We start from the raw sequence: 25851 nt of genomic DNA, 5'->3' as shown, positions 1-25851 counted from the left end.
TACAGGACCCCACCGTGGACACGATCGAACAGCTGCTCGACGCTTTCTTCAGTTTCAAAGCCTATGTGATGCTGCCCGCGATTATTTTCATCATCGCGCTGGCGGTGCGGCTGCCGTTCAAGAAATCCCTGTTGAGCACCATCGAGCTGGCGGTGGGTTTCGCCGGGGTGTTCATTGCCTTCGACTTCTTTGTCGCCAACATCAAGCCGGCGGTCGAGCAGCTGATGGTCATCCGGGGCCTGGAGTACAACGTGCTCGATGTGGGCTGGCCCCCACTGGCCGCCATTACCTGGTCCTCTCCCCTGGCGGCGCTGTCCATTCCGCTGATTCTGTTTCTGAACATTTTCATGCTCGCCGTGGGCTGGACCCGCACCGTCTACATCGACCTGTGGAACTACTGGCATTTCGCCCTGATCGGCGCCCTGGTGATGGCCACCAGCGGCAGCATGGTGTTGGGACTCTCGGCCACGCTATTGTTGGCGGTGTACTGCTTCAAGCTCACCGAATGGACCGCGCCGGATGTGCAGCGGGAGCTGGGGCTTGAGGGCGTGTCCGCCTCGCCGGTCTCGGTCAACGGCATTGTGCCCTATACCGCCTGCATCAACTGGGTGTTTGATCGCATCCCCGGCTTCAACCGGTTGTCCTACAACCCGGAGAAGGCCGCGATCAGCCACGACGTGCCGGCCGCCGACGAAGAGGAAGGCCAGGACAAAGATCACTCCATGAGCTGGCTGGCGTTTTTCAGCGAACCGATGGTGATCGGCATTCTGATCGGCCTGATGCTGGCCCTGGCGGCCGGATACGACACCAAGCAGACGCTGGAGCTGGCGGTGCATATCGCGGCGGTGATGTTCCTTCTGCCCAAAAGCGCCGGGCTGATCGGTGAGGCCATGATGCCCATTACACATGCGCTGCGCGCCCAGGTGGAGCGGCGTTTTCCGTCCCGGAAAAATCTGGTGGTCGCACTGGATACCGGCTTTCTGATGAGCCACAAGTCAGTGATCGTCACCGGTCTGATTCTGATGGTGGTCGCCGTAGCGATTGCTCTGGTATTACCTGGCAACCGGGTACTGCCGCTGGGTGATCTGCCCAACCTGATTTCGGTGATGTCGATCTCGGTATTGATGTTCCGGGGCAATGTCATCCGCGCGGTGCTCGCGGGCATTCCGGTGATCATCACCTTCCTGCTGATCTCCACTCACCTCGCTCCGCTCTATACCGAGCTGGCCAACCAGACCTCCGGTTTTGATGCCGAAGGGCTGGGGCTGATCACCGCCTTTACCGACGGTGGGCATCAGGTTCGCTATCTGTTGTTCCAACTCTATCAGGGTAACCCTTGGGCCGTGGGCGGTGTGGCAATTCTGTTGTTGATGATGCTTGCCACCTGGCGGCGCTGCAAGCAGATGCAGCGTCAGTAACAGCAAGCGGGGAGGCTGGACTGCGACCAGCTCCCCGTTGTGATTAATGCAGAGTCAATCAGGACGTCAGTGCCTGGGCTATGGACCGCTTGGGCGCAATGGGAACGTCCCGATGCAGCCGATCGGCGATATCATCCACCGATATCACACCTCGGATATGGTGCTGGTCACGATCCAGAACCAGGCAGTGAGTTTCACCTGATTCGCGCAATGCCTGAACCAGATCGCCAATAGTGGCTGATTTAAGCGCCTCGTAATCCAGTGCGGGGACTGCGCTCCTGGGCAGCATCATGTCTGACGCCGAGACCTCGCTCCGATCAACCCCCTGAAGCGTTTGAGCCACCAGGATGTGTTGCTCTGACAGGCGCTCCGTCGTCAACAATCCGACAAATTCCTGCCGCTTATTCACCACCAGCTTGCAGCTCGCGCCTTCCATGACCATCAACTTGGCAACACCAACCGCGGCCACATCGGCATCGATGGTGTAGGGCTTATGGATACGATAATCAGTCATCAGCGATAGCGCGGGAGACTGTTCATCCAGGTCTGCAAACTCTCGTGGCTGGACTAGATGATCAACCGGCTCCAACCGATAAACATTGAGTGGTTTCATGGTAACTGCCTCTTGGACGAGCGACCCTATGTGGCACTCGTCAATATTCGAAGGGTGGGCCATTGCCCGGGTTTTGTATTGCAATCGAACCTAGAGGCAAGCAGGAGAAGCGCGGGCAGGAGGACGTTCGGAGGGGCGGGCTACCACCGGTTGAAGCGGTAGCGCCTTCCCGGACGTGTGCGGCAGCGTCGACACCGAGACCAGCACGAGGGGCGTCATCCCTTCATCCGTCTCGGTATCAGAGGGTTGATCCGAAAGCGACGACCACTCCCCGGGGGTTAGTGAAAACGACTTGGCCGCTCCCTCTTTAACCCCATGGTCCTGCCCCATCGCCACCACCATCGGAGCCGAAAGCGTCGCCCCCAACAACAGGGCTGTGAACAGGGTAAGTAGCGAGCGGTGGATCATAGGGCTACCGGTAGCGTTTTAAACACATTGATGTTAACCATAGCGAAGCGCACTCTGGCACGCAAGTGCCTTAACAACACTTTAGATTACTATGTTGAAGTGAGGCCAAGGATTCAACCCCACGCCAACACCATTTTACGCCTTCGCCGGGGCTCTATATTGTCAATTGACGGCCTGCCCTCCTAAGATGAAAGCGTTATGCCGACCCTAATGCAGTTTCTCAGACGCTCTGTCTCACCCAATCTGTTTGCCATTGCGCTGACCGCTTGCGCGTCCCTGACGCTCTATCGGTGGTCGCCGCTATTGGTCTGTGTTCTTCGGGTCGGAAAACCAGGGGTACAACGCGGGCAGTATCAACAAGGTCAGTATGGTCGCTGTGACCAGTCCGCCAATGACCACCGCCGCCAGTGGACGCTGCACTTCACTGCCCGTCCCGGTGGCAAACAACAACGGCGTCAAGCCCAGGCCGGTGGTGACGGCGGTCATGATGACCGGGCGCAAGCGCGCCATCGCGCCCTGAACACAGGCTTTTGTCATGGGTACACCATCGCGCACCAACTCGTTCAGGTAACTGACCAGCACCAGGCCGTTCTCCAGCGCAATGCCAAACAGAGCGATGAAACCCACGGAAGCCGGTACCGACAGGCTCAGCCCTGCCAGCCACAGCGACACAATACCGCCGACCAGCGCCAGAGGAATATTGAGCATGATCAGCAGCGCATTGCGCAGTGAACCGAAGTTCGCGTACAGCATGAAAAATACCAGCGCCAAGGTAATCGGAACCACCACCATCAGGCGTTTGTTGGCCTGCTGCTGAAGTTCGAATTGCCCGCCCCATTTCAGGAAATAGCCTGGAGGAAGGTCCACCTGCTCGGCAATGACCCGGTCCGCCTCGGCCACATAGGAGCCAATATCCCGGCCACGCACATTGGCCTGAACGGTGATAAAGCGTTGGTTGTTCTCCCGGGTGACTTGCCGTGGACCAACCACTTCTTCCACGCTGGCCAGTTCGCTGAGAGGAATCTGCTGGCCCTGTTCGTTGCGAACCTTCAGGTCCCGAATGACGTCGGTTCGGTCTCTTGAAGACTCTTCCAGGCGTACGTAGATATCGAACCGGCGAATACCTTCGAACACCTGACCGGCACTGTCGCCGCCCACGGCAATGCGGATGGTTTCCTGCACCTCCGACACATTCAGGTTATAGCGGGCAATGGCCTCCCGGTCCAACTTGATTTGCACCTGGGGCGTACCACCCACCTGGTCCTTCTGCACGTCTTCCCCACCAGCGACACGACGCATGACCTCGGCGATCTCCGTGGCTTTGCGGTCGAGAACGCTGAGGTCATCACCAAAAAGCTTCGCGGCCAGTTCGGCTTTGGTGCCGGTCAACAGTTCGTCCACGGCGGCGGCGATAGGCTGGGTAAAGTTGAACTTGGTGCCCGGAAAGTCTTCGAACTCGGCACTCATGGCAGAGTATAGGCCATCAAGCGTCTCGGCCGTCTGCCACTGGTCTTTGGGCTTGAGCCCGACAAAAATTTCCGCGCTGTTCACCGGGTCAGCGTGCGCGCCCACTTCACCGCGCCCTATGCGTGTCACTACCTGAGTCACCTCGGGAAAGCGTTCCAGAAGCTGGCGCTCAAACAGCGTCATGGACTGTTTGGCTTTATCCAGGGAGATGGAGGGTGCCATGGTGGCTCGAATCAGCAAGTCCCCCTCGTTGAATCGGGGCACAAACTCCGAGCCGAGACGCGGACCGACAGCCACCCCGACCGCAAGAACAGCACCGGCGATAGTCACCCCAATCCAGCGGCGCTGAATAATACCGTTCAGGAGTGGTCGGTACCCACGGGCGATAAAGCCAATCAACCCGCCAGGCTCACTGGAGGATTGGCCCGATTTCGGACGACGCATTAACAGTGAGGCCGCCACCGGCGCCACCACCAAGGCGAAAATCAAGGAGCCCACCATGGCCAGCGACACGGTGTAGGCCAGGGGGCGGAAGGTCGCGCCTTCCACGCCCTGCAAGCTGAACAGGGGCAGAAACACCACGATGATGATGCTGATGGCGAACAATATCGGTCGGGCTACCGCTTGACTGGCTCGCGCCACAATGTGCAGGCGCGACTCATCTGGGGAGGATTCACGCAAGAGCCGGTCAATGTTCTCCACTACGACCACGGCACCGTCCACCATCATACCAATGGCAATCGCCAGGCCACCGAGAGACATGAGGTTGGCGGAAATCCCAAACCACTTCATGGCAATTAATGCCAGACACACCGAGAAGGGAATCGACAAGGCCACCACCAGGCTGGGGCGCCAACCGCCCATAAAGGCGAGCAACACGATCGCAACCAACGCAATACCCTGCAACAACGCATTGGTAACGGTGGAGACGGCGGCTTCAACCAGCTGTGCCTGATCGTAATACGGACTGACTTCAATGCCTTCCGGCAAATTGGCGTTAATGGTTGCCAGCTCGTCCTTCACGGCACTGATCACGTTGGAGGTGTTGGCGCCAATCAGCTTGAGCACCATGCCGACCACGGCTTCGCCTTTGCCATCCTTGGTGGTCAGCCCCCGACGAATTTCACCGCCAATAGTCAGGTCACCGAGCTGATGCAGGTAGACCGGAACACCATCGACACTTTTGACCACGATGTTGCGCAAGTCATCCAGATTTTCTGCCAGACCGACGGAGCGAACGATGTATTGCTCGTCGTTCTGGATGATAAACTGGGCACCCGCGTTGGCGTTGTTCGCCTCGATCCGACGTTTGACCTGCGGCAGGGAAATGTCATAGCGCAACAGCGCCTTGGGATCAATGCGCACCTGGAACTGTTTGACGTTGCCGCCGATGGACAGCACTTCGGTCACGCCCTTGACCGTCTGCAGGTTGAACTTGACGATCCAGTCCTGGATTTCACGCATTTCGGTGCGGCTATACTCGCCGCTGGTGTCTTCCAACACGTAGAACAGAATCTGCCCAAGCCCGGTAGTAATCGGGCCCATGACCGGCTCGCCAAACCCGTCGGGAATCGCCTCCCGCGCCTGCTGCAGGCGCTCACTGACCAGTTGCCGCGCAAAATAGATGTCGGTGCCGTCCTCGAAATAAATGTTGACTACCGACAGACCGAAATTGGACACCGACCGGACGTGGTCCAGCTTCGGCAAACCGTTCATGGCGCTTTCCAGCGGGTAGGTCACATATTTTTCAACCTCCTCGGGGGCCAACCCCTCGGTTTCAACAAATACTTGTACCAGCGAGGGTGAAATGTCCGGGTAGGCATCCACCGGCAGGCTCCGATAGGCGGCATAGCCGCCAATCACGGTGGCCAGTGCGATCACCACCAGCAGCCGGTTTTGCAACGCGGCTCGAATAATCGCTTGCATAAAAACCTCCGACTGTTAGTGGTTGTGGCCCGATTCGAAGCCGCGCTTGAGCAACTCCGCTTTCAGTGTGAAACCGCCTTTAGCGACGTATTGTTCACCCGCCTCGAGTCCGGACTGGATGATGACCTGATCCCGGTCCTTTGCACCCAGGGTGACCGGCCGGGGATGCCAGCTCTCTTCCTCGCGCACAAAGACCACCTGACGAACCTCATACTCAATCACGGCGGTCAGTGGAACCACCACGTCCCCTTGAGACTCGGACAGCGTCACCTCGGCCTCGATGAACATTCCGGGCTTCCATTCGCCCGAAGCGTTGTCGAGAAAAATTCGGGCCAGGCCAGTGCGCACCTGCTCGCTGACCACGGGATCCAGGTAGTCGATCCTGGCATTGACGGGGTCGGGACCGAACGCTGTGGTGATTCGAACCGGCTGCCCCTTCTGCACGTGCCCGATCTGCCGTGGGTAGAGCGCAATATCAACCCAAAGCGTTGACAGGTCCGCCACGACGAAAGCGGCGTCTGTAGGTTGGATCTGCTCGCCCAGCGTTGCGGACCGGTCGATGACCGTGCCACGTATGAGCGATTTTAGAGGGAATCGCTGTAGCGTTTGGGAGCTTTCACCGACGGCCAAGGTATCGCCAGCGTCCACGGAATCACCGATTCGGGCACTGACATCGACAACCTGGGCCGGGTAGCGAGGGCTGACCTGGGCAACCGTTTCCTTGTTCAGGCGAACTTCACCGGGCAGGGAGACCGTCTGGCGGACTGTACCGGGACCGGCGATTCTGATTTCTCCACCCAACGCCTTTAACGTTTCGGCATCAACAGAGGCGCTCTGCGTTTCGTGCTCGTCATGTGCGTTATGTCCGCCATGGGCTTCTTCCTCGTGCGCTCGGTGCTCGGCGTCCTGTGCTTGTAGGTTGATGCTTATGCCGGATAGGGCGAGCATCATACTGATCATTAAAATCCGGACATTCGATAACGGCTTCATGATTCACCTGCTTGTTCATTGTAGGGGCGGGGCTCTGGTTCAGACGGTTCGTAGGGTTCGGTGGCCCCCTCAATTCCATCGGGGGTCAAAGTCCACTGTCCTGTCAGGCCCGTGCCAGTCAGTTGTTCCAGAGTTACCAGGGTTTGGTGGAAATTGACGGCCGCCTTGAGGGCATCACGCTCTACCGCCAGACGCTCCCTCCGTGCATCCACCAGATCAAGATAGGTATACAAGCCCTCCCGATAACCCCTGCGAATACTGTCAAGCGCGGCGCGCGCCGAAGGCAGTGCCTCACCTCGCAAACGAAGCGCGGTGCCGCGAAACACTTCCATCTCCTGGTAAAGCCCCTGGATTCGGGCCATTAAATTTACCCGGGAGGCTTTCTCTTCCAGCGCCAGTTGCTCGAATTCGGCCCGACGGGCTCGGACTTCGCCCTGGTTGCGATCGCTGACGCCGAGCGGCATGGACAGGCTCAGGGTAAAGGCGTGGTCGTCAGTTTCCTGTACCTGCTTGACGCCCAACCCGACTCGAACGTCCTGCCGACCCCGAGCTCGAGCCAGTTGCAATTCCGCTTCGCGAAGTCGTCGTTCGGTGATATAGCGAGACAGTTCCGGTGCATTTTCCAGGTGACGGCGAACCCGGTTGAACTCCGGCAAAGCCACGAGCTGATAGAGCTCGGCGCGGACCCGTTCAAAATCCGGTTCGCTCTCTCCCCACTGAGCGGCCAGCGCCACGCGCGCGGACGCCAGTTGCTGCCGGGCCGAGTCTACGGCGAGCTCGGCCCGTGTGACCGCAATGGCCGAGCGTTGAAGTGAGGCGTCACTTGTCGTTCCCGCCTGGACACGCTGCCGGATGGTCTCGCGGCTTTCCCGCGACAGTTCCAGCGACAGCTCCGCCAGTTGGATGTTTTGCTGGGCTTCGGCCACGCTGAGAAAGCGGCGTACGGTTTCCGCGAGCACCTGCCAGCGGACTTGCCGGTAGTCGCTGTCCACCAGATCGGTGCGGTAGCGGGCGACCTGTTCGCGCCGTCCACGCTTACCGCCCAACTCAATCAGTTGGCTCAGCACCAGCGAGGCTTCGGCCGAGTCCGTACCGGCAAAGCGGCCGCTGCCGCCGATGTTTTCCACTTCAACGGCCAGTTCCGGATTGGGGATCAAACCCGCCTGGAGCTCACGGGCCTCTGCGGCGCGCCGACGGTAGGGAAACTGCGCCAGCTCGGGATGGCGTTCCAGTGTGTGGGCCAACGCTTCGTTCAGCGATAGGGGGGCTGAACCCGCTCCGGCGGGCGCGGCGGCCATGGCCAGCAGAAAAGCCCAGAGCCCCAATACCCCATGCCGCCCGGACGGACGGGTGAATAGAGAGTGAAACATGTGTTACCTGCCTGATATTTCAGTGGTAGAAATTTGCCGATCCGCACCGGGCAAGGCTCCGGGCAAAAGCGATCGACAGTTGTTCTCCAGGAAGTGAAATCAGGCGATGGGAGGGGGCACATCAGGTGCCATGAAATGCTGAGGGGGTAACGGCAGTTGTTCCGCCTGCCAGCGGTGACCGGTGGGCAGGCGAAGGCCATAACCACCGGTTTCAACGAAAAAAACATGGGCGTGGGCATGGCAGCTGTGGCTGTGAACGCAGCTGCCCCCGGGCGGATGATCATGATCTTGGTGGTCGGCAGCGACGTTACCGTCAGAGCTGCTCAAATGCTCCAACGCCGCCTCGTCTCCCGTCACCAGTTCATGCCAGTCCGCCGCGAAGACGAGGTTCGCGACGGCCACCAGCATTAAAAAAAGGATCAGGGAGCTTTTCTTCATGCTCCAAAGTGTACTAGCAATCAGGCAAACACTACAAGCTCACCGGACCTGACGCCGAACCCGGGTCAGAAGTCGTAGCGGAAGCCTATACGCAGCTCCCACAGCGAGGGCCCGCCCACACGAGTGGGACCGGAGGGATCGCGGAAGGACTCGTACACATAGCGACCCCGATCATCCATGCTGACATCCACGGCGGTCTGCATGCGCGGGAAGCTGGTCTCGTACTGCACGCCCCACTCGTCGTTGAGCAGGTTACCCAGGTTCTCCACCACCATGTAAAGCGAAGAGCGATGGTTGCTCATGAAACCCGGCAGTTCCTGCTCCAGCTTTAGGTCAAACTTGGCCCACCAGTCACTGTTGAAGTCGTTACGCTGGCTGATTTCGCCCCGCTTCAGTCCTTCCGAATCTACAAAAGCAAAGAAGGCATCGGTATCGAACTCATCACCAAATACGACATTTGCGTCATCAACCCCGGTGGGCACATAGAGCAGATGCCGCTCAACCCACCCGGTGGAGTCGCCAAACAGGAAACCATTATTGAACGTGTAGCTGTAGGGACGACCTTCGTTAGCGGAACCGAAGAGCGTGACCCGGGTTGCGTAGTCTCCAAAGAAGTTGCTTTCATAGGCTAGCTTCGCGGTGAAACGGTGGGGAATGTTGTAGTTCGAGGTAGCCGGACCGGGGTTTTCCGGGTCGGCGGTCGCCAGGTTGGTGTAGTTGGAGTACGCCACCGAACTGGTCATGGGGTTGACGTCTTCCGAGTCGGTGTAGGCGTAACCAAAGGCGGTCTCCAGACCGAAGTCAAAGGTTTTACTCAAGCCCAGAGAGAAAGTAAGAGACTCACCGGCATCCCCTTTGACGTTGGTGAGCATGAAGTCCTGGCTGCGGCCATCGACGCTGCCGTAGATCGGACGACCATCAACGGCGGTATCGGTCTGCACGCGTGAAATGTCTGAAACGATGGCGGAGTCCTGATTTTTGCTGTACAGCAGGTCGGTCGACACCAGAAGGTCGTTGCCGAAATCGTAGCTGCCGCCGATCGCATACTTCCAGGCCGACGGAATTTCAAAGTCTGGATCCAGCAGGTTGACGCCCCCGGCGCTGCCTTCACCGGCCGCCACGGAGTCGAAGAGATCCTGGGGAATATCGTAAATAGGACGTCCTTCACCGGTGTAGTCCATATCGAACACCGACTCGCCCGAGCGATCCTGAACCTCGACCTGGGTCACACCGTCATTGGAGTAGTTGTTGGAAATCCACACGTTGGGGTTACCGCCCGAGTAAAGGCCGACACCGCCGTGCACTTCCATCCGGGAATTAACGTCCCAGTTGAAACCGAGGCGCGGCTGCAACAGGTCTTTACCATCCAGGTTCTGTTGATTGTCCAGTCCGTAGGTGTTGAGAATATCCCGGTTCCAGGCGGGCAGATCGTCACTCTCGTAAAGATCATAGCGAAGACCGGCCACCACCTTGACATCGGCCGCCCCCACATAGAACTCATCCTGCAGATACCAGGTGTTGATGGTATACCCGAACTCGGCGGCGGCATCAGACTTGACGTTGGTGCCGGACGCATTTTCGTAAGTGATTCTATTGGGTGTGCCCGCTTCGAAGTCCTCGATTGAACCAAAGCGATACTCACCCTCAGACTCCTGGATGAACATGTTGAACACGTCAAACTCTTCCCGTTCGTAGCCAAACAGAAAGGTCTGGTTGTCCAGCGCATAAGTGGCCGCCAACTTCAGGTTCAGAGATTCATAGGTGAGCTTGTTGGCATGACGGGAATCGTCCGCCCCCAGGTAGACGGTCGCGCGTGAGGGAGTGCCATCGTTGTTGGGATCATTTTCGGTGCTGATCTGAACTTCACCGAAGTCGACGCCACCCAGAGGTTCCTGACGGTTGTCGAGCTCCTGGTAACCGAGTTTCACTTCGGTCGACAGGCGATCGGTCCAGTCCGAGTAAAGCTGACCGACGTAACTATTGAGCTCCGCCCCACGCTCATAGTAATGATTGGAAAACTCCAGCTCGTCGGAGTCGCCATCGGATTGCGCGATACTGAAGCCGTCGTTGTAGTTGTAGGTGAGAGCCGCCCGGTGATCCTCGTTGATATTCCAGTCGAGCTTCACCAACAGCTTTTCATCCTCCACCGGCAGGCTGGAAGGCAAACCGCCCGGATCATAGTCGTAGAGTTCGCGGGCAATGCGGTCGATCTCATCGACTTGCGCCTGGGATACACCCTCCACCGGGGTAGCTACGCTGGAATCAGCCGGTCCGCGATCAAAGGTGCTGACGCCCTCGAGCTTTTCATAGGCGGCAAAGATAAACAGTTTATCTTTGATGATCGGGGCACCCGCGGAGAAGCCGTAACGCTGCTCGTCAAAGGGGGCAATCGAGATATCATCGCCCTCAAGCGAGTCGCCACCCATTGAATCGTCGGTATAGTCAAAGAAGAAGGAACCGCTCACCTCGTTCTCGCCCGACTTGGTCACCGCGTTGATGTTACAGGCACTGAAACCGCCGTACTGCACATCAAAGGGAGCCAGCTCGACCGACACCTGCTCGATCGCGTCGTAGGAAAAAGGCATACGCTCGGTGGGGTAACCGTTGCTATTTAGGCCAAAATTATCATTCAGCCGGACGCCATCGACCGTCAGGCTGTTGAATCGCGGGTTCGCGCCGGCACACTGAACAGAGTCGGCGAAGCCCTCGTCAACATAGATGCGCGGGTCAATCCTGACCACATCTTTGATATCGCGGTTGATCGCCGGCGCGTTGCGCAGATCCCCGAGACCGAAAGTGGAACTCGGCCCCACAGCGGCGAAATCCTGCTCCTGAATGTTTCCCATGACCAGAATGTCTTCCGTCGCGGTAGAGCGAAGGACAACATTGAGAGACTGGTCATCGCCCAGCGAAAGGTACACATCTTCGATCGTGCGCTGCCCCTCGTCGGAGGTGATGGTGACCGTGTAGGGCCCGCCCACCCGCAGGCCTCGCGCCGAGAATCGGCCGGCATCGTTGGTGGTGAGCTGGTCGCGGCTGTTGGTCGGCTGGTGCGTAACCACAATCGTGGCATCGCCCACCGGATTGCCGCTGGCGTTGGTGACCATCCCCTGAATGGCCGAGCTGGTTTCCTGGGCCAGTGTGGGTGCCGCCAGGCCGGAGGCCAGCGCGATCGCCAGGCCGATGGCCCCTGGAGTAAAAACGTTTTTCATGCATCATTCCCCTGATTACCAGAATTGCCGTGAACAGCCCCTTGGTCGGTGATGAGCCCGGGGATGCACACGTGTCTGGGCAATGACTATAGGGAGGAAATGCTAAAACGGGATGACGCCCATGTGACGACTCTGTGACATCTGGTGAGAGGCCATGACAGCGGCATTGAAAAGCGCTACTATCTGATTTTTAGATGGCCCACAGTGGAAACCATGGTTGCCACCTTTTTGTGCTTAATCCGCCGGCTGACGCCTTTTGGTGCAGCGGTATTTCTGGGAATGGCCTGTACCATGTCTGACAGGGACTCAACACCGGAGCGGGATCCGCCACCGCGTCTGCGCATCGCGAGCTTCAATGTCAGCATGGAAGCGCAGAACTATACCGATAGTGAACTATCGCTGAGTCCTGACATACTGAAGCGCCATCTCGCCAGCGGTGACCACCCCCAGATTCGCAATATTGCAGAGATAATTCAGCGCGTCCGGCCGGATATTCTGTTGCTGAACGAGTTCGATTATATCCAGCCGCAGCGCCAGGGCATTGATCAGTTTCAACAACAGTACCTGGGACGCTCGCAGTCCGGGCAGAAAACCATTCATTACCCCCACGTCTACTTGGCGCCGGTGAACACTGGCGAACTGATGCCGGTCGATGTGGATGGCGATGGCACCATCAGCCACCCCGATGATACTTACGGCTATGGTCACTTTCCCGGCCAGTACGCCATGGTGGTGCTGAGCCGCTACCCCATCAATATCCCGCGGGCTCGCACCTTTCAAATGTTCAAGTGGCGGGACATGCCCGCCGCGCTTATCCCCACCGAGCCCGATGGCACGCCCTACTACTCGCCCGAGGTCTGGAGCCTGTTCCGGCTATCGTCCAAATCACACTGGGATCTGCCGATCGAGGTGGGCAAACAGACGCTGCACCTGCTCGCCAGCCACCCCACGCCACCGGTGTTTGATGGTCCCGAGGATCGCAACGGTCGGCGCAATCACGACGAAATCCGCCTCTGGGTGGATTACATTGCTGGCGAGGCTGACTACCTTTACGACGACCGGGGGATCAGGGGCGGTCTCGACTCTTCGGCCCGATTCGTCGTGGTCGGCGACCTGAACGCCTCACCGGTGGAGGGCAACAGTCGACCGGAGGCGATCAACGCCCTGTTGCAGCATCCCCGTGTCACCCCGGTCGAGCCCAAGAGTCTGGGAGGTGCGAAGCAGCGCCCGGACAATCGCCATGCACCGTCGCATACCGCCAGCTGGGGCCAGCGCGCCGACTACGTTCTGCCCTCAAGCAACCTGACTATTCTGGACAGCGGTATCTTCTGGCCCCCGAAGGACCATCCGCTGGCCTACCTGGTGGAAGACCGCGAGAGCAGTTCCGACCACCGCCTGGTCTGGGTGGACGTCGCCCTCTAAAAAAACGGGGCAACCTCAATAAGGCTGCCCCGTTTTCCGGTACCGTTGCTTGCGAAAGCGCTTACGCAGGTTCGGCCTCCATCACTGACTCACTGTCCGCCTTGACCTCCTCGGGCTCCAGCGACATGGAGCTGCGTATCAGGTGATCGAAAGCACTCAGTGCCGCCGTGGCCCCAGCGCCCATGGAAATCACGATCTGTTTGTAGGGCACAGTGGTGGCATCGCCCGCGGCGAATACGCCCGGCATGGAGGTGGCACCGCGTGCGTCGATCTCGATTTCTCCAAAACGGTTCATCGCCAGATCACTGCCCTGCAACCATTCGGTGTTGGGAATCAGGCCAATCTGGATGAAAATGCCCGCCACATCCAGCTGTCTGCTCTCACCACTGGCGCGGTCGGTATACTTCAGGCCATTGGCCTTGGTGCCATCACCCAGAATTTCCGTGGTCTGCGCACTGGCAATGATGTCGATGTTGTCCATCGACTGGGCCTTGCGCTGCAGCACCTCGTCCGCTTTGAGGGTATCGGCAAACTCCAGCACAGTGACGTGCCGGACGATACCGGCCAGATCAATGGCCGCTTCGATACCCGAGTTACCGCCGCCCACCACGGCAACATCCTTGCCCTTGAAGAAGGGGCCGTCGCAGTGGGGGCAGTAGGCCACACCCTTGGTGCGATAGGTGTCCTCACCCGGCACACCCAGCTCGCGCCAGCGGGCCCCGGTGGCCAGAATCACCGATTTGCTCGACAGGGTTGCGCCACTTTGCAGTTCCAGGTCGATCATCCGCTTGCGCTGCAGAGTCGCGACCCGCTGCTCGGTGATGATGTCCACCCCGTACTCTTTCACGTGCTGTTCCAGACCGGCCGACAGCTTCGGGCCTTCAGTGTAGGGTACCGAGATGAAGTTCTCGATTCCCAAGGTGTCCATCACCTGGCCACCAAAACGCTCGGCCACCATGCCGGTGCGCACGCCTTTGCGCGCGGCATAGATGGCGGCCGCCGCGCCCGCCGGGCCGCCACCGACAATCAGTACATCGTAGGGCTCCCGCTCGCTCAACGCCGCGGCTTTGCGCTCGGCTGCGCCCGTATCGAGCTTGTTCACAATTTCCTGGAGACTCATCCGGCCCTGACCGAAGTGCTCACCGTTCATGTAGACGGCCGGCACAGCCATGACCTGGCGCGCGTCCACTTCCTCCTGAAACAGGGCACCATCAATCATCTCGTGGGTGATGTTGGGATTGAGGCGGGCCATCAGGTTGAGCGCCTGCACCACGTCCGGGCAGTTCTGGCAGGAGAGGGAAATGTAGGTTTCAAAATGAAAGGTTCCCTCAAGCTGACGCACCTGCTCCAGCAACTCCGGATCGGCTTTGGAGGGATGCCCTCCAGCCTGCAACAGGGCCAAAACCAGCGAGGTGAACTCGTGCCCCATGGGAATACCGGCAAAGCTCACCCGCGGCTCTTCGCCAGTGGGGGCAATTGCCATGGCCGGCTGACGCGCACCGGCGCCGGACCTGAGTTCAATCCTGTCCGAGAGCCCGGCAATTTCTTCGGCCAGACTCTGCAATTCGTTTGACTTGTCACTGTCATTACCGGACACACGAATCTCGATCGGCTTGACGATATTCTGCAAGTAGGTGTCCAGCTGCTTTTTGAGGTTGGCATCCAACATCAGTGTGTCCTGTGTATTAACCGTTTAAGTAAAAAAAGGCCCGCCCGAAGGCGGGCTGAAATGATGCACACCATCATGAAACTTAGATCTTGCCCACCAGATCCAGCGAGGGAGACAGAGTCTCTTCACCTTCTTTCCACTTGGCCGGGCAGACTTCGCCGGGGTGCGCGGCAATGTACTGGGCCGCCTTGATTTTGCGCAGCAGTTCGCTGGCGTCACGGCCAATGCTGCCGGCGGTGATTTCCACGATCTGGATACGGCCTTCCGGGTTGATCACAAAGGTGCCGCGGTCGGCGACGCCGTCTTCTTCGATCATGACATTGAAGTTGCGGCTGATCTTGCCCGTGGGGTCAGCGATCATCGGGAACTGCAGCTTGCCGATGGTCTCGGACGAGTCGTGCCAGGCTTTGTGAGTAAAGTGGGTGTCGGTGGACACCGAGTAGATCTCCACGCCCAGCTTCTGGAACTCGGCATAGTTGTCGGCCAGGTCGCCCAGCTCGGTGGGACACACGAAGGTGAAGTCAGCGGGATAGAAGAAGAACACCGCCCACTTGCCTTTCACGTTGTGATCGTTCACATCGATGAATTCACCGTTGTGGTAGGCCTTGGCTTCAAAGGGTTTCAACTCGGATTCTATATAACGAGACATTAACTGCTCCTGATCTGTTAAGAAGGGTTTGTGATAAGCAACGCCGCATATACTATGAGACAACGCCCTCTTATAGAAGTTTGCAATAACAATGGCTGTGATAGCTTTGGCAAATCACATGGCAAAAATGGATAGTAAACGCGTATTTACTCGAAATAGTGGGCCGTGCTGGTTATGATGTCGCCGTAGTCCCGTCATCCGGAGCCGTGAAACCTTGTATTCCCTGAAACTCGCCTCTCTCGCCACAGTCCCGCTGCTATGGCTGCTGGCCTCCTCCGGTCTCAGCGCCGAGACACTCCCACTGCCAACCCCGGACACTCAATGGGTGGGAGAGGTGCGGATCGTCGAAGTCGGGGAAGAAGACACCCTGATGGATATCGCCCGCGCGCAGGGCGTGGGTTATGAGGAAATACGCCGCGCCAACCCCCATCTGGATATCTGGCTGCCCGGTGTGGGCAATCCGGTCACCATTCCCTCCTCCTTCCTGCTGCCCGATGCCCCGCGCGATGGCATCGTGCTCAACCGGGGCGAGATGCGCCTGTACTATTTTCACACCGCCCCCGAAACCGGCGAGCCGCAGGTCACCACCTACCCCGTGGGCATTGGCCGGGCCGACCGTCAGACCCCTACGGGCCAGAGCCGGATTACCATGAAAATGCACAACCCGGCCTGGTATCCGACAGAGAACGTGCGGGCGGACTACGCCTCCCGGGGCAAAGAACTCCCCCGCACGATACCGCCCGGGCCGGACAACCCGCTGGGCGAGTACGCCATGATGCTGGACATTCCCGGCTATCTGATTCACGGCACCAACCGCCCCGACGGCATCGGAATGCGGGTGAGCCAGGGGTGTGTGCGGCTTTACCCCGAAAATATCGAGTCTCTGGTGGAACAGGTTCCGCTGCAGACGCCCGTGGTCATTGTGGATCAACCGATCAAGGTGGCGCTGGTCGGGGGCTCATTGATGGCGGAGGTCCATCCGAGTGTCTACGGCGGCGAAGAGGAAACTGCGTTTGATCGGGAACGGGAGCTGATTCGGCGGATAAGCGATGTACTGACGGAACGCCGGGACGAACTGGAGGGAACAGTCGATTGGGAGTGGGTGACCGAGGTCGCCAAGCGGGCGGATGGTATGCCCTACGTGATTTCCAGGAAACCAGCATCCCCTCCGGAATGAGAGCCGGAGGGGATGCAGAGCGCGATTACTTCTCTTGCATGCGCTCCATGGCACGATCCAGCTTCTGCCTGTTGTCCTGGCAGCACTGGTTGGCCGAATCGGCACTGGACTGAGCGCTGTCGGCTTTGCGAGACGCTTCTTGGGCGATCTGCTTCGCTTCTTCAGCCACCTGCAGTGCGCGCTCGGCATCGGTCTGCGCTTGCTCAACTTCACTGCTGTTGGTGGCACAGCCAGCCAGCAGACCCAGGCTCAGAACGGCAATACCACTCATTGATGCTAGTTTCTTCACGATCATAGTCAAACTCCTTCCATAAGGATGAAAAATTACATATGTCGGCGACTGCAGCTAGCACAACCAGGAACCCGACACTGCTTATACTCTAAATGAAATTGCACAAAAATCATAACAGAACGAGAGCATAGCGCCCAAACTGAGCATTTTTTTGCATATCACTTCACATTGTGGGCTTCGCGGCGGCATAGGCGCGCGGGCGGATATCCGGTAGAATGCGCTCCCTTCGCGCCCAGGCTCGGCGCCCACTTCCCAGCTGGACCCTATTTGTGATCTCAACCGCCAATATCACCATGCAATTTGGGGCCAAGCCCCTGTTTGAAAACGTTTCCGCCAAGTTCAACAACGGCAACCGCTACGGCCTGATCGGGGCCAATGGTTGCGGCAAATCCACCTTCATGAAGATACTGGGGGGCGATCTGGAACCCTCGGGCGGACAGGTGATGCTGGAGCCCAACGTCCGGATGGGCATGCTGCGCCAGGACCAGTTTGCCTTTGAGGAGTACAGCGTGCTGGACACGGTAATCATGGGCCACACCGAGCTGTGGAGGGTCAAAGCCGAGCGCGACCGCATTTACAGTCTGCCGGAAATGAGTGAAGACGACGGCATGAAGGTGGCCGAGCTGGAGGTGCAGTTCGCAGAAATGGACGGCTACACCGCCGAGGCCCGGGCGGGCGAACTGCTGCTGGGGCTGGAAATTCCGGAAGAGCAGCACACCGGCCCCATGAGCGCCATCGCCCCGGGCTGGAAGCTGCGGGTACTGCTGGCCCAGGCGCTGTTTTCCGACCCGGACGTATTGCTGCTGGATGAGCCTACCAACAACCTGGACATCAACACCATCCGCTGGCTGGAAGGGGTCCTGACCCAGCGCAACAGTACCATCATCATCATTTCTCACGACCGGCACTTTCTCAACAGCGTCTGCACCCACATGGCGGACCTGGATTATGGTGAGTTGCGCCTCTACCCGGGCAACTACGATGACTATATGACCGCCTCCACGGCGGCGCGCGAACGGCTGCATAACGAGAACGCCAAGAAAAAGACCCAGATTGCCGACCTGCAGGCCTTCGTCAGCCGCTTCTCCGCCAACGCCTCCAAAGCCAAGCAGGCCACCTCACGGGCCAAGCAACTGGACAAGATCAAACTCGAAGAGGTTCAGCCCTCCAGCCGGGTGAGCCCATTCATCCGCTTCTCCCAGAACAAGAAGCTGCACCGCCAGGCGGTGGTACTGGAAAAAACGGGCAAGGCGTTCGACAAGCCATTGTTCGAGGAGTTGAGCCTGCATGTGGAGGCGGGTGAGCGCATTGCCATCATCGGTCCCAATGGCGCGGGTAAAACCACCCTGCTGCGCTGCCTCTACGGGGATGTGAAGCCCGACCAGGGCACCATCAAGTGGGCCGAGCAGGCCGAGGTGGGCTATGTGGCCCAGGACCACAGCGACGACTTTGCCTATGAGGCGACTCTGTTCGAGTGGATGCAGCAGTGGACCACCGGCGATGAACAGCTGGTGCGCGGCGCCCTGGGCCGGATGCTGTTTTCCAACGACGATGTGAGAAAGTCGGTGCGGGTCATCTCCGGGGGCGAGCGGGGTCGCATGCTGTTCGGCAAGCTGAGCCTGATCAACCCCAATGTGCTGCTGATGGACGAGCCCACGAACCACCTGGACATGGAGTCGATCGAGGCTCTCAACCTGGCGCTGGAAAACTACCCCGGCACCCTGATCTTCGTCAGCCACGACCGGGAGTTTGTCTCCTCCCTGGCGACCCGGATCATCGATATGAAACCCGACGGGCTGGTCGATTTTCATGGCTCATATGACGAGTACCTCCGCAGCCAGGGGCTATGAGACTCCATAAAAGCGCCGGATTGATGATGCCGCAGTAGATCAGGATGCGTGGAAACATGGTGCGGCTTGCCGCGAGATCGGGGTCAAGTCTGTAAACTTGAATTCATAGGTCAAGACCTGGCCCCGGTGGCTGCTTGGTGAGGAAAGTAGCCTATAAAAACGGAGAAAACATAAAACAGAAGGTGTCACTCCACGCCACTCCTGGCGAGCAGACGGCGGTATTCGTCGAGCACCTCTTCATCCTCTTTTGGGTAGTCCGGCGCCAGCCTTTGAAGTTGTTCGGCCAACAGAGCCGACACTATGCGTCTGGTTGCGGGCTTGTTATCCGCAGGCACGACAAACCAGGGGGCTTCCTCGGTGTGGGTGGCAAGCAGGGCCTGCTCGGCAAAGGCTTCGTATTGGTGTCTTTTCTCCCAGCCGTCTATATCAGATCTGTCGAATTTCCAACGCTTCCGGGGTTTGTCGAGGCGTTTGATCAGGCGCTGACGATGCTCATCCTCAGACAGATTCAGCCATACCTTGATCAGATGGGTACCCTCCTCGACCAGGTGGCTCTCAAAGTGTCGGATGGACTTATAACGGTTCTCCCAGTTGTAGCTCTCATACTCGTGTATTGGCCAAACCCTTTCGGCGATGACTGCTTCATGGTGGCTTCGGTTGAACGCCACCATTTCACCAAAGCCCGGTAACAATGGCGCTACCCGCCAGAGAAAGTCATGCCGGGTTTCCGCACCTTTGGGCCGGCCGAAAGACCAGGCGTGGAAGCCGGCAGGGTCGGTAAAGGTGGCCAGGGTACGAATCAGGCTGTCTTTGCCGCTGGTATCGGGCCCGTGGATAACCAACAAAACGGCTTTGGATTGATTGGCCCACAAGCGCCTCTGGTGCTCACCTATCCGCTCCAGGTTGGCTTCCAACCCGGGCAGTCCCTTCGTACTTTCCTCCAGGGTCGGATAATCCCGAAACCTGGGTTTCTTTGCATTGAAAAGAAAAGACCTGGCAAATGCCGACAGCTCCATCAAGACGCTCCTGTTCATCAATCATCGGCAACAAAGTACCGAACAGTTCATCATTCGAAAGCCATCAAAAGAGCATCAGCGCAAACAATCAAAACAGTATCAGCGCAAGCCATCAAAAAAGTGGCGGGCATTGGTGGCCAATGACTCCAGGTGGTAACCCCCTTCCTGCACAACCAGGGTCGGCAGCCCCATAGCCTTGATGCCTTCGCCCATGTGCGTGAAGCCCTCGGTACTGACCGAGACCTTGGCCTGCGGGTCTTCGTGGTAGACATCGAAGCCCAGGGTGAGAATCAGCACATCGGGCTCGAACAGTCGGATGGCGTCGGCCGCGTCCGCCAGCTTTTCAAAAAACACGGACTCGGGCGAGCCGTGGGGCATGGGCATATTGATGTTGTAGCCGTAACCGGGCCCATCACCGCGCTCATCTTCATAGCCACTCACGACCGGGTAGAAGTTGGTGGGGTCGCCGTGAATGGAGATGTAGAGCACATCATCCCGCTCGTAGAATATTTCCTGTATGCCCTGGCCGTGGTGCATATCCGGGTCCAGGATCGCGACCCGCTCGTATTTGGTGCGCAAGGCTTCGGCGGCAATGGCAGCGTTGTTCAGGTAGCAGAAGCCACCCGCCGCATCAACCCGGGCGTGGTGGCCCGGTGGCCGGCAGAGGGCGTAGGCCAGCTGCTCCCCGGCCAGCAGCTCGTCCGCCGCTGACAGGGCGCTCTGGGCGGACCAGTAGGCGGCCTCCCAGGTATGGGGGCCGATGGGGCAGCTGCCGTCGGCCTGGTAGCGGGCGGATTCGGCCAGAATGCCCTTTAGGGCGTTGGGCGAGCGCACAAAAATATTGGACATCACCTCTTCGCCCCAATCCTCCGGCCAGCGCCGGTGGGCCGATTCGAGAAAACGCAGGTAGCCCAGATCGTGCACCCGGCCGATCATGTCCATCCCGTGGTCACGGGCCTGCTCGGGTTTGACGCCCAGCGCTTCGAGACCTTTGATCAGCTCCGGGGTCCGGGTGGGCAGTTCCTGGGGGGCCCGCATCTGACCGCGGGTCAGATAGGATTGCGGGGCATGCTTGTCCTGGCTGGGATGAAAAAAGGCTTTCACTTGGAGCTCCTCAACGTCGGCTGGTCAACGATTCACATTCACATCATTGTTAACGACTGTATCGCACACAATTCCGTTCCAGCACAAGTCCTGACGCCAAAAATCACCCAGACTTCCGGCCCGCGGGCGTCGGACTTTTGCAATGTCGCCCGCCAAATGCTAAAAATAAACGCTATTGCGGTGAACGGAAACCCTCAAGGAGCTGACCCATGGCGTTGACCATCACCCACGCGGTGGGCGCTGGCGGCAAAAACCATCCAGACGATGTCCGCACAGTGCAGACGCTGTTGAACCACAACCTCTACCGCCTGACACCCCTGGCGCCGCTTGCCGTGGACGGTCTCATCGGCCCGGCCACCATCGGTGCGATTGAGGAGTTCCAACGCCGGGCGCTCGGCTTCGTCCACCCCGACGGCCGCGTGGACCCGAACGGCAAAACCCTGGCCGAGCTTCAGAACTTTGAGACATTCGGCCCTGCCCAGGGCATCACCGATGCGGACTATGCCCGGGCCGCGAAGCTACTGGACGTTGATGTCGCCACACTCAAGTCCGTCGCCACGGTGGAGAGCCGGGGCGAGGGGTTTCTCGACAATGACGAACCCAAGATCCTGTTCGAAGGCCACTGGTTCTCACGCTTCACGGGTGGGCAGTACGATCAGTCACACCCCACCCTGTCCTACCGTCGCTGGACCCAAAAGCACTACAAGGGCGGAGTCGAAGAATACGAGCGCTACCGGGAAGCCGCCGCACTGGATGAATCGGCCGCCATGAAGTCAACTTCCTGGGGCGCCTTCCAGATCATGGGGTTCAATCACAAGGACGCGGGCTACGATACCGTCGAAGACTTTGTCGACGCCATGCGAGAATCGGAAGCCAGGCAATTGCTCGCCCTGGCCGCATTCATCAAAAGCAAAGAGCTGGTAAGCTATCTACAAAACAAGGACTGGGAAGCCTTTGCCCGCCACTACAATGGCCCCGGCTATGCCCGCAACCAATACGACCAGAAACTTGAAGAGGCTTACCAACGTTTTGCCGACACCTGAGCCCATCAAAGTCGCCCTGCTGTCGCTCGCCTGCGGCCTGACTCTGTCCTGCCAGGCGGACCAGGAGGCATCCAGCGACACCCTGACCCACCGCTATAAAGAGCACCAGGAGCGCATCACAGACAGCGACTCGCCCCTGGGTCACTGGGAAATCGATCATCGGTACCCGGTATTCAAAAGCGAGGCGCACCCCCGCAAAGCGGAGGAAATAAACGCCAGAATCATCGAACAACTGGAGCGGTACCGGTGCCCCGATAAGGGCGACGAGACTTTCAATGCCGAGGTGAACTCTCAAGCGGACGGCGAGCTGGTGGTCACCTACGAAGCCATGTGGCTCTGCCCCTCCATGCCCAGTCCCGACGGTGCCGAGGGGAATCTGAAATTTGAGTTGCCATGAGGACTCCCATGAAAGAAACAGGAAAGATCAATTACGTCGAAATACCCTCCCGGGATATCGAAGCGACCAAGGCATTTTTCAGTGCCGCCTTCGGGTGGTCGTTCGTCGACTATGGGCCCGAGTATGTCGCCATAGTAAACGCAGGGCTGGATGGCGGGTTTTTCAAATCCGACAAGGTCGCTTCAACCGACAACGGAAGTGTGCTGGTGGTGCTCTACAGCTCAGACCTGGAGGCGACAGTTGAAGCGGTAAAATCAGCGGGAGGCAGGGTCGTTCAGGATATTTTCTCATTCCCGGGAGGCCGCCGGTTCCACTTCTCCGATCCAACCGGCAATGAGTATGCGGTGTGGTCTGAGCCTGATGCTTAGACCATTCGCCGTGGCACTACACCGCAAGGCAGTGCTGGAACACAAGTCATAACGGCCCCGATAATCGGGCCTTATCGTCTACTGAACTCTACAACTAGGTGCTAATGAACATGGAGCGGCCAGACAAAGTCAAACCCAATATCAGGGTACTCATCCTTATCGTTTCGTTGCCTTTTTGGGTGCTTTTTGCCGTTGAAATGGGCAGCGTTTGGCTGGAAGACTCCTACAGGTTCGATTTCTCGCACATCCTTTTCGTTGCAATGGTATACGCGTTTATTCGTATTGTCGTCTTGGGGACGCACCCATTCGGCATAAACCGTGGGTCAAACCGGCGACCAACACAGCACCCTGATTAAAGCCAGGACCTGTATAAGCGGCGCAAACTGCTATTTAGAACATCTGAGGTCAAAAAATTGCACATTGCCATACTCACCTTTCAAGGCTTCAACGAGGTCGATTCGTTATTGGCGCTTTCCGTGCTAAACCGAGTAAAGCTGGCCGACTGGCGCGTTACCCTCTGCTGTCCAGAGACTTCAGTCACTTCAATGAACGGAGTTACTGTACAGGGCCAGTCGAGCCTTGCGGACTTACCTTTCGCCGATGCAGTCGTTGTTGGGAGCGGCGTCAACACGCGTGAGATTGTCAAAGACACTCACATCATGTCCGCTCTGAACTTTGATCCTGATCGTCAGCTCATTGGCGCGCAGTGTTCGGGCACGTTTATCCTGGCCAAACTTGGGCTTCTGGATGGAGTACCAGCCTGCACTGACCTCACAACTCAACCCTGGGTACAGGAAGCTGGAGTTGACGTGTTAAATCAACCCTTTTCCGCTTCGGGAAACATCGCTACGGCAGGGGGCTGCTTGGCGTCGCAGTATCTCGCTGCCTGGGTCATAACAAGGTTGGCGAGTTTAGAAGCCGCTGACGCCGCATTGCGTTATGTCGCCCCTATTGGCGAGAAGGATGAGTATGTTTCAAGGGCGATAGAGAATATTCGTCCCTATATTCCCAGGCAACCCGAGACCGGCACCCAACAATGCGGGGCGTGACCAACGCAGTGGGCTAAGTTATGGAAATACGTTTAGCAAAACAAGAGGATGCCGCACAGCTTGCGGAATACTACTCTATAAATCGGGAGCATTTTATTCCATGGGAGCCCACTCGAGAGACTGGGTACTATAGCCTGGAGTCACTGAAGCAAAGATTGTCTGACTATGAGAAGCAGCATATAGATGAAACAGCCGCTCATTTTCTTGGACTGATTGAAGAAAAGGTTGTCGCTCACTGCTCTTTGACCAACATCGTTTACGGCCCACTACAGGGCTGTTTTATGGGATATGGGGTATCGAAGGATCACGAAGGTTACGGAATGATGAAAAGAGTATGCGCTGCCGCCAATAGCCATGCATTCCAAGAGCTCGGGCTCAACCGGGTCATGGCCAACTACATGCCCCGTAACACAAGATCTGCTAACCTTTTGAGGCGCATGGGATTTTTCGAAGAGGGGCTCGCGAGGAAGTACCTCAAGATCAACGGCGTTTGGGAGGACCATGTTCTTACCTCAAAGCTTAATCCCGAAAAATCGTAGCAATCGCCAACAGGGCGCCGCGCGGGACAGGCTTCTTTACACCACGCTTCCCAAGGGACGTACGAATGAGCCCTTTAGGAGATATACATGAAAAAATGGGCTGAGATTAGACAGAAGGGTAATAAATCCTATATCTGGAAATATTGGGTGATGTTCTGGGATCTTAGTACTGCGACCTTCTGGTCGATTGCAATGAGTTTTTCTCAGCCCGAAGATGCGATCCGTCGGGTTGCGGCGCCATGTGTGTAACGAACCATAGAAGGAAGAATACCAATGATTGAAGAGAAGGATGTTGACAATCTGATAAAAGCAAAGCGTGATCGATTTGCGGTTGATGCCCTGATGGCACTATCTTCAATTGCGCTAGCAGTATTAATACTACTAGAGGCTTTTAACGTGGAGCATGAATATACCATCGTTATTGCCACGGCAAGCATGATGTCTATGATTGGCGCCATGGGTCAAAATAAGTGGGTGTCGGTATCGCGCAGTCAGTTAATTCAAACGCTCGACCGAATCGTCAACCGGGACTCTAGCGCACTAAAAATTCTAGCAAAGAAACGGAAAACCTTGTAACAAAACAAGGCAGCGTCATAGTGTCCGTGAAAGTTATGCAAATTAAAACGCAGAATACGCCGCTGCGATGCTGGACCTCGTTCGAGGAAAGGCAGAATTTGACGGGTGTTTGAGTTCACTTCAATCTACGGAATCTGACATCGAAGAAGCGTTCTTCTCCCTGCAACCTAAGGCTCCTGCACTTCTGGCTATGGTTCAGGGCGAGGCTGTGGGAATCGCAACGTACTACAGTATTTACTCCACGTTCATCGCTAAGCCCGGGATTTGGCTCGACGACCTGTTTGTCTATCCCCAGTTCCGGGGAAACAGTGTGGGAGAGGCGCTTCTCTCTGAGTTGTGTGTCCTTGCTCAAGAGACAGGCTGTGGGCGTATAGACTGGATTGTGTCCACAGACAATGATCGGGGAAGGAGCTTCTACGAGCGCTCAGGAGCTCAAATATTCGAAGAGGTACGACACGCCCGGCTAGATGATCGTGCTATCGATGCGATTGTAGAGAGAACGCATACTCAGGAAATGAATTCGACGAGCGGGTAAGTGCGGCATCATGTGCCAAACCCGCAGTGGTGAAATATGGAAACCAGAAGATTGTGTCTAACTCCACTGGCGGAGGTTCATAGAAGCGACTTTGTGGCCCTTGTGAGTGATCCAGAGGTAGTGCATTGGTGTTTCGATGTGCCGCCTGAAGAGCAGATCTCCGAGCAGTTTGATGCACGCATAGGAAAACTCAACGGTGCTGGGTCCGAATGGAATAGCTACGCGGTTCTGAATAAAGAGGATGGCTCCTTTGTCGGAATGGTAATCCCCCCATTTTTAACAGGGGCCATAAGTAGAGCTAGGCCACAGTGGCCAACTTCTGT

The 25851-nt window shown here is 57.7% G+C and carries 24 protein-coding genes; 13 read left to right on the top strand and 11 right to left on the bottom strand.

The window, feature by feature from the left end; genetic code table 11:
• Nucleotides 1-14 precede the first annotated feature (14 nt).
• Entirely contained in the window at nucleotides 15-1418 is a 1404-nt protein-coding gene (locus tag AAE484_RS14515; protein ID WP_341939138.1) for a PTS galactitol transporter subunit IIC, read from the top strand.
• 58 nt (nucleotides 1419-1476) lie between these two features.
• Here the strand turns inward: AAE484_RS14515 and AAE484_RS14510 are convergent, their stop codons facing one another.
• The 6 genes from AAE484_RS14510 to AAE484_RS14485 form a co-directional block, all read right to left on the bottom strand.
• Nucleotides 1477-2031: a CBS domain-containing protein gene (locus AAE484_RS14510; RefSeq protein WP_341939137.1), complete on the bottom strand. Its 555-nt coding sequence runs from the start codon at nucleotides 2029-2031 to the stop codon at nucleotides 1477-1479.
• Between the two features lie 708 nt (nucleotides 2032-2739).
• Nucleotides 2740-5832, bottom strand: coding sequence for an efflux RND transporter permease subunit (locus AAE484_RS14505; RefSeq protein ID WP_341939136.1), 3093 nt, complete (start codon nucleotides 5830-5832; stop codon nucleotides 2740-2742).
• Between the two features lie 15 nt (nucleotides 5833-5847).
• Entirely contained in the window at nucleotides 5848-6822 is a 975-nt protein-coding gene (locus tag AAE484_RS14500; RefSeq protein WP_341939135.1) for an efflux RND transporter periplasmic adaptor subunit, read from the bottom strand.
• Complete coding sequence (locus AAE484_RS14495; protein WP_341939134.1) at nucleotides 6819-8192, bottom strand: TolC family protein; 1374 nt, start codon at nucleotides 8190-8192, stop codon at nucleotides 6819-6821. The genes AAE484_RS14500 and AAE484_RS14495 overlap by 4 nt, the downstream gene beginning before the upstream one ends.
• A gap of 99 nt (nucleotides 8193-8291) precedes the next feature.
• A complete protein-coding gene (locus tag AAE484_RS14490) occupies nucleotides 8292-8630 on the bottom strand; it encodes a hypothetical protein (RefSeq protein ID WP_341939133.1) in 339 nt (112 codons plus the stop codon).
• A gap of 65 nt (nucleotides 8631-8695) precedes the next feature.
• A complete protein-coding gene (locus AAE484_RS14485) occupies nucleotides 8696-11842 on the bottom strand; it encodes a TonB-dependent receptor (RefSeq protein ID WP_341939132.1) in 3147 nt (1048 codons plus the stop codon).
• 291 nt (nucleotides 11843-12133) lie between these two features.
• On the opposite strand from AAE484_RS14485, the gene AAE484_RS14480 reads away from it, so the two are divergent.
• Entirely contained in the window at nucleotides 12134-13264 is a 1131-nt protein-coding gene (locus tag AAE484_RS14480; protein ID WP_341939131.1) for an endonuclease/exonuclease/phosphatase family protein, read from the top strand.
• A gap of 61 nt (nucleotides 13265-13325) precedes the next feature.
• Here the strand turns inward: AAE484_RS14480 and ahpF are convergent, their stop codons facing one another.
• Together ahpF and ahpC are read right to left on the bottom strand one after the other, a co-directional pair.
• The gene (ahpF, locus tag AAE484_RS14475) at nucleotides 13326-14933 is read right to left on the bottom strand and encodes an alkyl hydroperoxide reductase subunit F (protein ID WP_341939130.1); all 1608 of its coding nucleotides are present in this window, start codon (nucleotides 14931-14933) and stop codon (nucleotides 13326-13328) included.
• Between the two features lie 82 nt (nucleotides 14934-15015).
• Nucleotides 15016-15582: an alkyl hydroperoxide reductase subunit C gene (gene ahpC, locus AAE484_RS14470; RefSeq protein ID WP_341939129.1), complete on the bottom strand. Its 567-nt coding sequence runs from the start codon at nucleotides 15580-15582 to the stop codon at nucleotides 15016-15018.
• A 214-nt stretch (nucleotides 15583-15796) separates the two neighbouring features.
• Here ahpC and AAE484_RS14465 point away from each other — a divergent pair, with 214 nt between their 5' ends.
• On the top strand, nucleotides 15797-16759 hold the full coding sequence (locus tag AAE484_RS14465) for a L,D-transpeptidase family protein (protein WP_341939128.1): 963 nt from the start codon (nucleotides 15797-15799) through the stop codon (nucleotides 16757-16759).
• Nucleotides 16760-16784: 25 nt separating this feature from the next.
• On the opposite strand, the gene AAE484_RS14460 is transcribed toward AAE484_RS14465, so the two are convergent.
• On the bottom strand, nucleotides 16785-17054 hold the full coding sequence (locus tag AAE484_RS14460; RefSeq protein ID WP_341939127.1) for an Lpp/OprI family alanine-zipper lipoprotein: 270 nt from the start codon (nucleotides 17052-17054) through the stop codon (nucleotides 16785-16787).
• Nucleotides 17055-17320: 266 nt separating this feature from the next.
• Between AAE484_RS14460 and AAE484_RS14455 the strand changes: the two genes are divergently transcribed.
• Nucleotides 17321-18901, top strand: a complete 1581-nt coding sequence (locus AAE484_RS14455; RefSeq protein ID WP_341939126.1) for an ABC-F family ATPase — start codon at nucleotides 17321-17323, stop codon at nucleotides 18899-18901.
• Between the two features lie 185 nt (nucleotides 18902-19086).
• Here AAE484_RS14455 and AAE484_RS14450 read toward each other — a convergent pair whose 3' ends face one another.
• Nucleotides 19087-19917, bottom strand: coding sequence for a hypothetical protein (locus tag AAE484_RS14450; RefSeq protein ID WP_341939125.1), 831 nt, complete (start codon nucleotides 19915-19917; stop codon nucleotides 19087-19089).
• A 99-nt stretch (nucleotides 19918-20016) separates the two neighbouring features.
• The gene (locus AAE484_RS14445) at nucleotides 20017-21021 is read right to left on the bottom strand and encodes a histone deacetylase family protein (protein WP_341939124.1); all 1005 of its coding nucleotides are present in this window, start codon (nucleotides 21019-21021) and stop codon (nucleotides 20017-20019) included.
• Nucleotides 21022-21230: 209 nt separating this feature from the next.
• Between AAE484_RS14445 and AAE484_RS14440 the strand changes: the two genes are divergently transcribed.
• The 9 genes from AAE484_RS14440 to AAE484_RS14400 form a co-directional block, all read left to right on the top strand.
• Nucleotides 21231-22064: an N-acetylmuramidase family protein gene (locus AAE484_RS14440; RefSeq protein ID WP_341939123.1), complete on the top strand. Its 834-nt coding sequence runs from the start codon at nucleotides 21231-21233 to the stop codon at nucleotides 22062-22064.
• A complete protein-coding gene (locus AAE484_RS14435) occupies nucleotides 22051-22461 on the top strand; it encodes a hypothetical protein (RefSeq protein WP_341939122.1) in 411 nt (136 codons plus the stop codon). Before AAE484_RS14440 ends, AAE484_RS14435 begins: the two co-directional genes overlap by 14 nt.
• 8 nt (nucleotides 22462-22469) lie before the next feature.
• Nucleotides 22470-22829, top strand: coding sequence for a VOC family protein (locus AAE484_RS14430; protein WP_341939121.1), 360 nt, complete (start codon nucleotides 22470-22472; stop codon nucleotides 22827-22829).
• 413 nt (nucleotides 22830-23242) lie between these two features.
• Entirely contained in the window at nucleotides 23243-23878 is a 636-nt protein-coding gene (locus tag AAE484_RS14425) for a DJ-1/PfpI family protein (protein WP_341939119.1), read from the top strand.
• A 20-nt stretch (nucleotides 23879-23898) separates the two neighbouring features.
• Nucleotides 23899-24417: a GNAT family N-acetyltransferase gene (locus tag AAE484_RS14420; RefSeq protein WP_341939118.1), complete on the top strand. Its 519-nt coding sequence runs from the start codon at nucleotides 23899-23901 to the stop codon at nucleotides 24415-24417.
• Nucleotides 24418-24504: 87 nt separating this feature from the next.
• The gene (locus tag AAE484_RS14415; RefSeq protein ID WP_341939117.1) at nucleotides 24505-24666 is read left to right on the top strand and encodes a hypothetical protein; all 162 of its coding nucleotides are present in this window, start codon (nucleotides 24505-24507) and stop codon (nucleotides 24664-24666) included.
• A gap of 24 nt (nucleotides 24667-24690) precedes the next feature.
• Nucleotides 24691-24993, top strand: coding sequence for a hypothetical protein (locus AAE484_RS14410; RefSeq protein ID WP_341939116.1), 303 nt, complete (start codon nucleotides 24691-24693; stop codon nucleotides 24991-24993).
• A gap of 67 nt (nucleotides 24994-25060) precedes the next feature.
• Entirely contained in the window at nucleotides 25061-25528 is a 468-nt protein-coding gene (locus AAE484_RS14405; RefSeq protein ID WP_341939115.1) for a GNAT family N-acetyltransferase, read from the top strand.
• 36 nt (nucleotides 25529-25564) lie between these two features.
• Nucleotides 25565-25851, top strand: a 287-nt coding sequence (locus AAE484_RS14400; protein WP_341939114.1) for a GNAT family N-acetyltransferase, incomplete at its 3' end; no start/stop codon positions are given.

The sequence above is a fragment of the Marinimicrobium sp. C2-29 genome (assembly GCF_038419845.1).
In the GTDB taxonomy this organism is placed as follows: Bacteria; Pseudomonadota; Gammaproteobacteria; order Pseudomonadales; family Cellvibrionaceae; genus Marinimicrobium.
This window is presented reverse-complemented; position numbering and strand designations above follow the sequence as displayed.